Annotated in this window: 7 protein-coding genes and 6 pseudogenes; 9 read left to right on the top strand and 4 right to left on the bottom strand. The window is 68.3% G+C overall.

The genetic code is table 11. The features are described from left to right. The first annotated feature begins 364 nt into the window (after positions 1–364). The 4 genes and pseudogenes from ABZS42_RS31550 to ABZS42_RS31535 all read left to right on the top strand — a co-directional run bounded on the left by ABZS42_RS31550 (position 365) and on the right by ABZS42_RS31535 (position 3007). Positions 365–682 (top strand): hypothetical protein, encoded by a 318-nt coding sequence (locus tag ABZS42_RS31550; protein WP_355151561.1) that lies wholly within the window; start codon positions 365–367, stop codon positions 680–682. Next, positions 622–834, top strand: a pseudogene (locus ABZS42_RS31545) (IS1380 family transposase); the annotation flags it as partial. The gene ABZS42_RS31550 and the pseudogene ABZS42_RS31545, both read left to right, overlap by 61 nt. A gap of 184 nt (positions 835–1018) precedes the next feature. Continuing rightward, positions 1019–1387: pseudogene (locus ABZS42_RS31540) on the top strand (LLM class flavin-dependent oxidoreductase); the annotation flags it as partial. A 114-nt stretch (positions 1388–1501) separates the two neighbouring features. Beyond that, positions 1502–3007, top strand: coding sequence for an ISL3 family transposase (locus tag ABZS42_RS31535; protein WP_355151559.1), 1506 nt, complete (start codon positions 1502–1504; stop codon positions 3005–3007). Between the two features lie 69 nt (positions 3008–3076). On the opposite strand, the pseudogene ABZS42_RS31530 reads toward ABZS42_RS31535, so the two are convergent. Next, positions 3077–4017, bottom strand: a pseudogene (locus ABZS42_RS31530) (IS256 family transposase); the annotation flags it as partial. Positions 4018–4270: 253 nt separating this feature from the next. Between ABZS42_RS31530 and ABZS42_RS31525 the strand changes: the two are divergent. Next, a pseudogene (locus tag ABZS42_RS31525) lies at positions 4271–4387 on the top strand (transposase); the annotation flags it as partial. Between the two features lie 231 nt (positions 4388–4618). Here ABZS42_RS31525 and ABZS42_RS31520 read toward each other — a convergent pair. Beyond that, a complete protein-coding gene (locus ABZS42_RS31520; RefSeq protein ID WP_355151557.1) occupies positions 4619–5227 on the bottom strand; it encodes a TetR family transcriptional regulator in 609 nt (202 codons plus the stop codon). A 92-nt stretch (positions 5228–5319) separates the two neighbouring features. Between ABZS42_RS31520 and ABZS42_RS31515 the strand changes: the two genes are divergently transcribed. The 3 genes and pseudogenes from ABZS42_RS31515 to ABZS42_RS31505 all read left to right on the top strand — a co-directional run. After that, entirely contained in the window at positions 5320–6360 is a 1041-nt protein-coding gene (locus tag ABZS42_RS31515) for an NAD(P)-dependent alcohol dehydrogenase (RefSeq protein ID WP_355151555.1), read from the top strand. Positions 6361–6472: 112 nt separating this feature from the next. Beyond that, positions 6473–8074 (top strand): DUF1963 domain-containing protein, encoded by a 1602-nt coding sequence (locus tag ABZS42_RS31510; RefSeq protein ID WP_355151553.1) that lies wholly within the window; start codon positions 6473–6475, stop codon positions 8072–8074. Positions 8075–8162: 88 nt separating this feature from the next. Continuing rightward, positions 8163–9239: pseudogene (locus tag ABZS42_RS31505) on the top strand (glucose-6-phosphate dehydrogenase); the annotation flags it as partial. A 188-nt stretch (positions 9240–9427) separates the two neighbouring features. Here the strand turns inward: ABZS42_RS31505 and ABZS42_RS31500 are convergent. After that, positions 9428–9523: pseudogene (locus ABZS42_RS31500) on the bottom strand (MerR family transcriptional regulator); the annotation flags it as partial. Positions 9524–9548: 25 nt separating this feature from the next. Between ABZS42_RS31500 and ABZS42_RS31495 the strand changes: the two are divergent. Beyond that, positions 9549–9974 carry a hypothetical protein gene (locus tag ABZS42_RS31495; protein WP_355151551.1) on the top strand — a complete coding sequence of 142 codons (426 nt, stop codon included), beginning with the start codon at positions 9549–9551 and terminating at the stop codon, positions 9972–9974. Positions 9975–10685: 711 nt separating this feature from the next. On the opposite strand, the gene ABZS42_RS31490 is transcribed toward ABZS42_RS31495, so the two are convergent. Beyond that, the coding region (locus tag ABZS42_RS31490; protein ID WP_355151549.1) for a hypothetical protein at positions 10686–10896 on the bottom strand (211 nt) is incomplete at its 5' end.

Here is a 10896-nt window from a genome sequence, read left to right as displayed (position 1 = left end):
ACCTCGTGGTGTGCCGTTCGCGGGGGCGGGGCTGGGCGCTGTTTGGTTTCGGGCCGCGCTTTGCGGGTTGTTTCTTTTTGGGGCGGCGGGGGCCGCGGCGGCCCCCCCCCACGGCGTTGAGGGCGTCGATGATCATGTCCATCCCCTGAAGCGCGGGCGACCGTGCGGGCGCGGATGTGGCAGTTGTTCAGCGGTTCACCGGTGGCCAAGGCGGCCGGTCGGGACGTCGGTGCCGGGGTCGTCGTGCTGGACGTCGACTCCACGATCGTGATCGCGCACAGCGACAGGGAAGGCGCGGCGGCCACCTACAAGCACACCTACGGCTTCCGTCCGATCCAGGTGACCTGGGACCGAGCTGCTCGCGGTGAAGCTGCGGCTGGGCAACGCCGGGGCCAACACCGCCGCCGATCCCCTCGACCTGCTCGTCCAGACGGTCGCGCAGGCCCCCACTAAACATCGGCGGCACCTGCTCATCCGCGGTGACTCCGCGGCGGCCATTCACGCCGTGCTCGACTGGCTGACCCTGCAGGACGGCAAGTGCGGCCGGCGGGTGGAGTACTCCTTCGGTTGGTCGATCGGCGAGGCCGAACGCGCCGCCATCACCGGCCTGCCCCCTCGGCCTGGTCGCCGGCGATCGACGCCGACGGTGGTGTGCGCGACGGCGCCGCCGTCGCCGAGCTGACCGACCTGCCGCACCTGGCCGGCTGGCCAGCCGGGATGCGGGTCATCATCCGGCGCGAACGCCCTCACCCCGGAGCGCAGCTGACGCTGTTCGAAGAACGCGATGGCTGGCGCTACAGCGCGTTCTTCACCAACACGCAGATCGTCCCCGGTCGGGGACCTGGGCCGCCCGGCCCGCTATGACTGTCTGCCCCTGTCGTTCGGATGATCCCCGGGCCGGGCCGAAGGGCATCCCGTGGTGATTCGGAGGCGAGGCCCCTCACCACCGAGAAAGGCTGGGCGTGGTGGAATCCACGACCGTCTCGACGGTCAACCCACAAATTCTGAGGGAGGGGCGATGCCCTACGTTCACCAGCGGGTTGGTCTGGCGCTGAGCCAGTACGGGGCGTTCGTGGGGCCGGATGCGGTCATTGAGGTAGCCCGTGCTGCCGAGGCGCTCGGTTTCGACAGCCTGTGGACCGGCGACCGCATCCTTGACCCGGTGAATCCACGTGACCGGTGCCCCGGCGGCGCCGACGGACGGATGCCGCCCGAGTACACCACATTCCTTGACCCGCTGACCGTGCTGACCGCCGCCGCCGCCGTCACCGAGCGAATCCGGCTCGGAACCAGCACACTGAACGCCCCCTGGTACTCACCGATACTGCTCGCGCGGAACCTCACGAGCCTCGACATGCTGAGTGAGGGCCGCCTCGACGTGGGCCTCGGCCTGGGCGGGGGCTGTCTCGCTAACGGCCCTGTCTCACATTCGGTGGTGACGGGGGGGGGTAGTGGGGGTCGTTGTTCCTATGTGGAGGCTGTCAACGAGCTTGTACAGGCGGTGTTCTCGGGGCTGTCCCCGCTGGTCATCGAGGACGTGGTCGACGAGGGTGAGCGGATCGTGGTGCGGGCCCGGACGCCGCAGGACACCGCGGTCTGCCCGGTGTGCGGGGCCTCGTCGGGACGGGTCCACGGCTATCACTGGCGGACGGCGGCCGATGTTCCGGTCGACGGGCGCCGGGTGGTGGTCCGCGTGCGGGTGCGGCGTCTGGTGTGCCCCACGCGCGGCTGCCGCCACACCTTCCGCGAACAGGTTCCCGGGGTGCTGGAGCGATACCAGCGCCGCACGGCCCGTCTGAACAGGCAGGTCAAAGCCGTGGTCAAGGAGTTAGCGGGCCGGGCGGGCTCGCGTTTGCTGGCGATACTGGCCATGGGCCTGTCCCGTCACACGGCCCTGCGCGCCCTGCTGCGCATCCCGCTGCCCACCGGGCGGACGCCTCGTGTGATCGGCGTTGACGATTTTGCTCTGCGCCGGCGGCACCGCTATGCCACCGTGGTGATCGACGCCGAGACCCATGAGCGGATCGAAGTACTGCCCGACCGCACCGCCGACACGCTGGAAGCGTGGCTGCGTGAGCATCCCAGCGTCGAGGTCGTGTGCCGCGACGGCTCGGCCACCTACGCCGAGGCCATCCGCCGCGCCCTGCCCAATGCGGTGCAGGTCGCGGACCGGTGGCACCTATGGCACAACCTGTGCGAAGCGGCCCTCAGCGAGGTAAAGGCGCACAGCACCTGCTGGGCCCCCGTACTGGACGCACCCATCTACGACGGGCCCCGCGCGCAGACGACCCTGGAACGCTGGCACCAGGTCCATGACCTGCTCGATCAGGGAGTCGGCCTGCTCGAATCCGCCCGCCGTCTACATCTGGCCCTGAACACCGTCAAGCGGTACGCGCGAGCCGACCGGCCCGAGCGGATGCTCCGCGTCCCCAAGTACCGTGCCAGCCTCGTCGACCCCTACCGCGAGCACCTACGCAAACGTCGAGCCGAGGACCCCGGCGTTCCCGTCGCGCACCTCTTCGAAGAGATCAAGGCCCTCGGCTACGAGGGCTGCCTCAACCTCCTGCACAAGTACATCAACCAAGGCCGCGCGGACGTTGACCGCAGCCACATCTCCCCGCGCCGGCTCGCCCGGATGATCCTCACCAGGCCCGACAACCTCAAACCCGAGCATCGAGATCTTCTGGCACAGCTCACCGCAACCTGCCTCGAGATGACCCAACTCGCCGCCGTTGTCGGGGGCTTCGCCGAACTCCTGACGCCTCACCCAGGAAACACCGACAGGCTCTCGCTCTGGATCGGCCAGGTCCGCGCGGTCGATCTACCTCATCTGCACGCCTTCACCAGGGGCCTGGAACGGGACCGCGACGCCGTCAACGCAGCGCTCACGCTTCCCTACAGCAACGGCCCCACCGAAGGCGTCAACACCAAGACCAAACGGATCGCACGCCAAATGCACGGACGAGCGGGCTTCACCCTGCTTCGCCACCGCATCCTCCTCGGATAGCAGCACCCTCGGTCACCACCGAATGTGAGACAGGGCCAAGTTAACGGCTGATCTTGGTTGTTGAGTTGGTCAGTGGTTGGCCGGGGTGAGCCGGCCTTCGAAGGCGATCTGGAAGGCGTTCAGCGGTGCCTTCCAGCGCATGGTCCAGCGTCGGCGGCCGGCGCCGGTCAGGTCGAGGCTCATCAGCGCCATGTAGACGCATTTGAGCGCGGCTTGTTCGTTCGGGAAATGCCCACGAGCTCGCACGGCCTTGCGGATGCGGGCGTTCACCGACTCGATGGCGTTGGTGGAGCAGATGACCTTGCGGATCTCGACGTCGAAGGCGAGGAACGGCACGAACTCGGCCCAGGCGTCGGACCACAGCTTCACGATCGCCGGGTATTTCTTGCCCCAGGCGTCGGCGAACTCCATGAACCGCTCGGTGGCGGCGTCCTCCGTGGGAGCGGTGTAGACCGGCTTGAGTGCTTTGGCGATCTTGTCCCAGTCCTGCCAGGCGGCGTAGCGGAACGAGTTGCGCAGCAGGCGCACCACACACGTTTGGACGATGGCGCGGGGCCAGACCGCCTCGACGGCCTCGGGCAGGCCCTTGAGGCCGTCGCAGACGAGCATGAGCACGTCGGCGACGCCGCGGTCTTCCGCTCGGTGAGCACGTGCAGCCAGTCCTTGGCGCCTTCGCCGCCGTCGCCGGCCCAGATGCCGAGGATGTCGCGGTGGCCGTCGACGGTGACCGCCATGGCCAGGTAGATCGGCCGGTTCGCGACCTGACCATCCCTGATCTTGACGTTGATGGCATCGATGAACACGACCGGGTAGACCCGGTCCAGCGGCCGGTTCTGCCACTCGGCCATGCCGTCCATGACCTTGTCGGTGATGGTGGAGATGGTCTGCTTGGACACCTCAGCGCCGTAGACCTCAGCCAAGTGGGCGGCGATCTCCCCGTGCGTCAAACCCTTCGCCGACAGCGACAGGCTCATGTCGTCAACTTCGGTCAGGCGCCGCTGCCGTTTCCGCGATCTGCGGACCGACCCGGCCGGCCAGCAGTGGGCTGAGGTGATGGCCGACACGCTGCTCATGGCCAAAACGATGACCGAGCAGGCGGTCGCCGCTGGCCGTGACGCGTTGACCGACGCCGAGATCAGCCACATCCGGGCCTGCTACGCCGGCGCGGTCGCTTACGGCCGGCAGCAGAACCCGCCCAACCGCCACGGCGAACTGTCCCGAGCCGGCAAACTGGCCGAGCGTTTCCACACCTACCGCGGCATGCTCCTGCGGTTCGTGGTCGACCTGGCCGTGCCGTTCACGAACAATTAGGCCGAACGTGATCTTCGCCCGGTCAAGCTCCAACAGAAGATCTCCGGCACCTGGCGCACCCTACAAGGACTGCACCTACAAGGACTCGCTGACTCTTCTGGACCCACGTGAATCCGTACGGCAGATTCGAGCTGGACATGAACAGCCGCCTCGACCTGGAGCTGTCCATCCGGGCGACGGTGCCCAACCCGCGCAACTCACGGGGGGGGAAGGAGCCGAAGTTCCGGCGTGAGACCTGGGCTCCGGTCCTGCCGGAGCCCAGGCAACGTGCGTGAGCGTCACCAGAGGTATCGGTGGCAGTTATGAGGGGGATGCGTCGCCTTTGCCGGCCGCGGTGGCGTTTTGGACGCAGTCGCGGAGCAGGGCGCGGCGCTGGTCATGTACGTCATCGGGTTCCTGGCTGCTGGCCGCATATACGTTGCTGACCGGTGACCAGGCCATGGACATGGCGATGACCATGGCCATGATGTCGAACGGGTCACCTGCGCGAACCCGCCCGGCGGCCTGGGCCTCGGCGATGGCCGTGAGCTTGCCGTCGTCGTAGTGCTGGTGCGTCTCGACGAGGTGCCCGGCAGGCCGGCGCTCCAGTCGTGTCCAGGTCGCCAGCCGGATGAGGTCGGGGCGGCGCAGGTATTCGTCGTAGAGACGAACAGCCCAGTCCGCGAGATCCTCGGCGTCGATGGGCACGACGTTGGTAATGCGCTCCAGCGAGCTGAGGAAGATCGCGTCGAAGAGTCGCTCCTTGTCGCCGAAGTAGGCGTAGAGCTGTGCCTTGTTGGTGCGTGCTGCCGTCACGATGCGTTCGATGCGCGCCCCGGCGATGCCGTGTTGGGCGAACTCTTCGGTGGCGGCGTCCAGAATGCGCTGGTAAGTCGCGGCGCCTCGCGAGGTCTGGGGCTGTTCCGGCATGCCCGCAGCCTACCAAACAGAACAGTCGGTTTGCCATGACGGGCAGCCGGGTGTAACTTCGGCAGACCGAACAGTCTGTTTAAGGAGTGAGCATGCGAACGACTACCGGATGGCAGGCGGCCGGCCCGACAGCGCTGCGGCGCATGTCACTGGAGCGCCGTGACCTACGCCCGGATGACATCGCGGTGCAGGTCGACTACTGCGGCGTCTGCCACAGCGACCTGCACGCCCTGCACGCCTACGACCAGCACACGAAAGCGCCCCTGGTGCCCGGTCACGAATTCACCGGCGTGGTGACCGGGATCGGACGGGAGGTAACCACCTTCTCGCTCGGCGACCGCGTCGCGGTGGGCAACATCGTGGACTCCTGCGGCGTGTGCGCCATGTGCGAAGCCGGACAAGAGAACTTCTGCCACTCCTTCCCGACTCTGACCTACGGCGGCACCGACCGACAGGACGGGTCGACCACCCTGGGCGGCTACTCCCGCGAGTACGTCGTGCGCGACACCTTCGCCTACCCGCTCCCCTCCGGCCTCGACCCGGCCGCAGCCGCCCCGCTGATGTGCGCCGGCGTCACCGTCTGGGAACCCCTGCGCCACCTCGGCGTGGGCCCCGGCAGTCGCGTCGCCGTAGCCGGGCTCGGCGGCCTGGGCCACCTCGCAGTCAAGATGGCCGTGGCGCTCGGCGCCACCACGACCGTCATCAGCCGCACCCAGGACAAGCGCGACGACGCCCGCAAGCTTGGCGCTCACGACCTCATCGACTCCACCGACATCCAGCAGATGACCACGGCACGCGACACCTTCGACGTCGTCATCGACACCATCTCCGCCCCTCACGACCTCGCCGCGTATCTGAAGCTGGTGGCGATGGACGGCACCCTCAGCCTCCTCGGGTACCTGGGCCCCGTCACCGTCGAGGCCACGGACCTGCTCATCGGCCGCAAGAAGCTCAGTTCCGCAGGCAGCGGAGGCCGCCTGGCGACAGCCGAGATGCTCCAATTCTGCGCCGACAACAGCATCGCCGCCGACATTGAAGTACTCCCGTCGTCACAGGTGGACACGGCACTCGACCGCCTCCGGCGAAACGACGTCCGCTACCGCTTCGTGCTCGACATGTCCGACCTGGACTGAAGAGACGGTGGGCCAGGCCATGCCGTGCGGGCCGGACAACGGCGCGCGCATGGCCCGGCACTCCGACCTCTCACAAACGGACCCTTTGTCCGAGCAAGATCAAATAGGTGTCATGATCACCGAACGACCACCGGGGGAGAACGTGCACGAGCACACGACGCGGGGCGGGGACGCGGCGGACGACACCACGCAGGTAGCGCTGGCGGTACTGGCTCCGGTGCGGATGATGGGCGCGGAGGTCTACGACCAGGCCGTTGACTACCTGCTGGACGGCAGGTCACCGCGGGTCCTGACCACGCTGGAAACCCATGCCCTGGCCGGCGACAGCGCGGCGCGCCTCGACGTGGACGCCAGACGTGCCGTCTACGCCGCCGCCCCGCCGGAGACCCTCGCCCGGTTTGGCCAGCTGCTGAACGCGCTTGCTGCCAGGGGCTGGACCTCCGACGACGTCCCCCGCTGGCTCTTACGGCTGGTGCACGACGTGGCGGCGGTGCTCTTCTCGCCGAGTGCCGAGGAGTCCGGCACGCCGGACGCGACCGAACGCTGGGCGCCGCAGTTCGTCGCCGAGGTGGCACGCGCCGGCGGTGTGTCCGCCAGCATCGCGGCCCACACCACCCTCGTGGCGCTGCTCCATCGCCAGACCCTCGGAAACGAGGCTCTGAACAGGATGATCTCCACCCTCGACGGCGATGCCTACCTGGCTGAGCACGCCGACCTGCTCCTCGCGGTGTTCAAGCGGCTCACCCCACCGGGCAAGCGGTTTCTCCTCGAGTGCGCCGCGCGAAACCTGGACACGCACAGCCAGTTCGTGGCGGCACTCACGAACAATCCGGACCACGCCGTGCGCATGGCCGCCCGCGCGCTTGTCGCCCAACCCGAAGACACGCTGCCTGAAGAACTGCGCAACAAGCTCGACCGCTTTCGCGCCGCAGCGGCCGCGCGCGACCTACCGGCTGAGGACGTGGAACGGTGGCTGCGCACCGCCCGCCGCAGCGCGATGTTGTCCCCGGATGCGGACGGCCCGGTCGTCGGCCGGTTCGGCGGCCCTCTCCTGCTCCCGCTCGACGTGCCCGCGGCCGAAACCTCGTTCGAGTCGACGGGGCGGCAGTATCACTTCGACCATCAGCTCATCGCGACCATCGACCTGGCCGCGATCCCGGAAGACGCGACCGACCTGCCCCTCCCATCGGACGGTCACCTGCTGCTGTTCGCCGTCGCCGAACTGGACGACACCGTCCTCTCCGGCGGCGCGGTCTACCTCCCGGCCGGCACCCCCGTCGAGGAACGCCAGCAGAACCTCGACTACGAGCCGTACGCGTACGACACGCCCGAGGATCTGGACGCCGACCTGCGGCGTCGCGGTGAGCTGCGGCTGGCGCGCGAAGTGTCCCTTGCCCCCAGCGAGAAGTACCGCGACGACCAATACCGATCGGCCCTGGCCCAAGCGTGGGACGAGGCCGTGGCCGAAATCTGGCCACCCGCGCACGTGCCGCTACAGATCGGGGGGAACGCGACGGATCACGAAGGCTGGGGAGACCCTGTCCTCGGGTCCGCCGCAGTGCTCGCCGAGGAGCGGAACCCGAAGGAGGACTGGGTACTCCTCGCGCAATGGGAGGGCCTCCCCATGGCCACGGTGTACTGGACGATCCCCCGGCAGGACCTCGCGGAGCTGCGCTTCGACCGGGTCCTCGTCCAGATGTACGCCAACCCCTGACGGCGACGCCGCGTTGATAGATCAAGATCATGGAATTCTGCGCTTAGGCGTCGTCCAAACCGGACTCGCGACGTGCTGCGCGCTCTCCTTCGCGCTGCCGCCGACGGTCACCGCCCGGGCCGCCGCCGCGCTGGCCCGCATCGGCCTGCCGCCCGGCACTCGGCTGATGCTGGAGAAGCCGTTCGGCACGGATGCCGTCTCGGCGCGGTCGCTGAACGACATCCTGGCCGGGCTCGTGCCGGAGGACCAGGTGCACCGCATCGACCACTTCCTCGGCAAGTCCACGGTGGTGAACATCCTCGGGTTGCGCTTCGCCAACCGGATCTTCGAACCGGTGCTCAGTGCCGCCCACGTGGCCTGCGTGGACATCGTCTTCGACGAGACCCTGGGCCTGGAGGGGCGGGCCGGCTACTACGACGGCGCGGGTGCGTTGGTTGACATGGTGCAGAGTCATCTGCTACAGGTCCTCGCGCTGATGGCGATGGACGCGCCGCCCACCCTCGACGCCCGGGACCTGCGTGGCCGCAAGGCGCAGGTGCTGCAGGCCACGAGGGCGATCCGGTGCGGTGGAGCCGGCGGGCCCGGTACGCCGCCGGCGAGGTCTCCGGCCGGCGGTTGCCCACGTACGCCGAGGAGTCGGGCATCGACGCGGCTCGGGGGACCGAGACCCTGACGGAGGTGGTGCTGGCCCTGGACACGTGGCGGTGGGCGGGTGTGCCGTTCCGGCTGCGCTCCGGCAAGGCGCTGGCCGGTACGCGTAAGGGAAGCGATCGTCACCTTCAAGCAGCGGCCCCGGGTGCCCACCTTCCTCACCGGATACGACCAGCCGGATCGGCTGCGGATCGGCTTCGGTCCGGACCGGCTGGGCCTCGACGTCAACATCAACGGACCGGGCAACCCGCTGGAACTCGATCAGGTGCACCTGACGGCCGACTTCGGCCCGGGCGATCTGCCGCCGTATGGGGAGGTGCTGCGCGGCGCCTTCGACGGCGACCCGACACTGTCGGTGCGGGGCGACACCGCCGAGGAATGCTGGCGCATCCTGGCACCGGTGCTCGACGCCTGGCGAGCGGGGGCGGTGCCGTTGCAGAAATACCCGGCAGGCAACCACGGCCCGAGCGACTCACTGCTGACCCCCGCGCCCGGTGACGCGGATCGTCACTGAGATGTTGTTGCTCTCGGCAGCCTCTGCCGGACGGCCAGGGCACTGAGGGGGATCGAGACCCTGGCACGGGGACAGCATTGAGCGCTGCCGTCCCGGCCTCGATCCCCATGGCGAGACCGTCGCAATGTTCGGTTGAAGTTCGCCCCGTCGACGCCCACCTGAACACCGAGGTTGTGAATCTGGTCCGATCAGTGGTCGGGGGTGTGCTGGTCGAGTTGATGGCGCAGGGTGTCGGCGAAGCCTTCGGCGGTGGCGAGCTGCTCGCGTAGCGACACCCTCTACGACGGTCCGCCGGTAACGTTCCCGCCGTTGCCCTCGTTCGTCCCGGAACACTTCGCCGTGCTTCGCGCCGCCGACACTTCCACCTACAAGCGGTTCAAGCGCGGCGTCGAGCAACTCGACGCCGAAGGCGTGGTGCAGGTGTTGCGCAACGGCCGCCGAGGCGAACAGGCCCCCGTCCTCGCCGCCGTCGGACCGATGCAGTTCGAGGTCGCCAGGGCCCGCCTCGACGCCGAATTCGGCGTCACCACCGGACTGGAACACCTCTCCTACGAGGTGGCACGCCGCACCGATCGAGCCGGCGAGGAACGGCTACGCGGAGCCGACGGCGTGGAGGTGTTCACCCGGGTCCGCGACGGGGCGCTGCTGGCCCTGTTCACTAACGGCTGGCGGATGCGCGCCATCAGCGACCGCCACCACGGCCTCACCCTGGATCCTCTGCTCGTCGCTGGATGACCAGCCCGACGGCCGGGCGAGCCTCCTCACGTCCCGACCGTCCCCACCCGGGAAGTCGGTCGCCCGGCCCGGCATGACGGCCACGCCCAGCAGCAGAGGTCGAACGGCAGCCCGAAACCCGGAATGCCACCTCGTCACCCGCCGATGCGACGCCACCAACCGTTGGCCGCTGATTGCCTTCGCGGGAGCGGTGGGCGGCGGTCTTCAATGCCGTCGGTCAGCGGGTCTTGTTCGTTGCTCGCTTGAGAACTCGCCCTGCTCGTGGCTTACCCTGATGACCGGCGACCAGTAAATCTAGGCTGGAGAGACTAGACATCCTGTGCGGTGTGGCATACTGTTCTTCGAGTCGAGAGGAAAGATCCGTCGGGACGCAGACGGGCCGCCCGGCCGTGAGGTCACGACGGGCGGCGAGGAGAGGAGCAGGCTTCATCGTTCCCTCCCCGAGAAGCAGTAGGAGCACGTCACTCGGCGTGATAGGTGCCGGGGTGCAGGTGGGGCCAAGGCTTTTTTTCAGGGCTCCAGCTGTTGTTCGTCGTACGTGTTGGGGCCATGAAGTCGCGTGGGGCTCCGGCACCGGCGGACCGTACGTCAGCAAGGGAAAGAAGTAGCAGAGGAAAGGGAGGGCCGTACACCGTTGGATCGCCCGCCGTCGGCCGTCACGTCAGGCCGGGCGGACACCGCAGTTTCCATCGAACGAGAGGTGGTCTCCGGTCACGCATACGCGATCCTCGCACCCGAAGCCGTCGGTTGCGGCTGGTGCGGATACGACAAGCCGACGTTCCTGTCGGTAGATGGTGTTCTGACCTGTAACCCTGGGCCCCGGCGCGTCAGGTGGAACTCCCGGGCCTTGAGCAGTCGGGTGCGCACCCCGTCGTACTTGGACAGGCCGGTGAAGAGCACGGTGCGGATCGGCACGTTGATG

It is taken from the genome of Micromonospora sp. NPDC005367 (assembly GCF_040606825.1).
Classification (GTDB): Bacteria; Actinomycetota; Actinomycetes; order Mycobacteriales; family Micromonosporaceae; genus Micromonospora.
The sequence above is the reverse complement of the archived record's forward strand: the minus strand, read 5'-3'. Positions and strand labels throughout refer to the sequence as shown.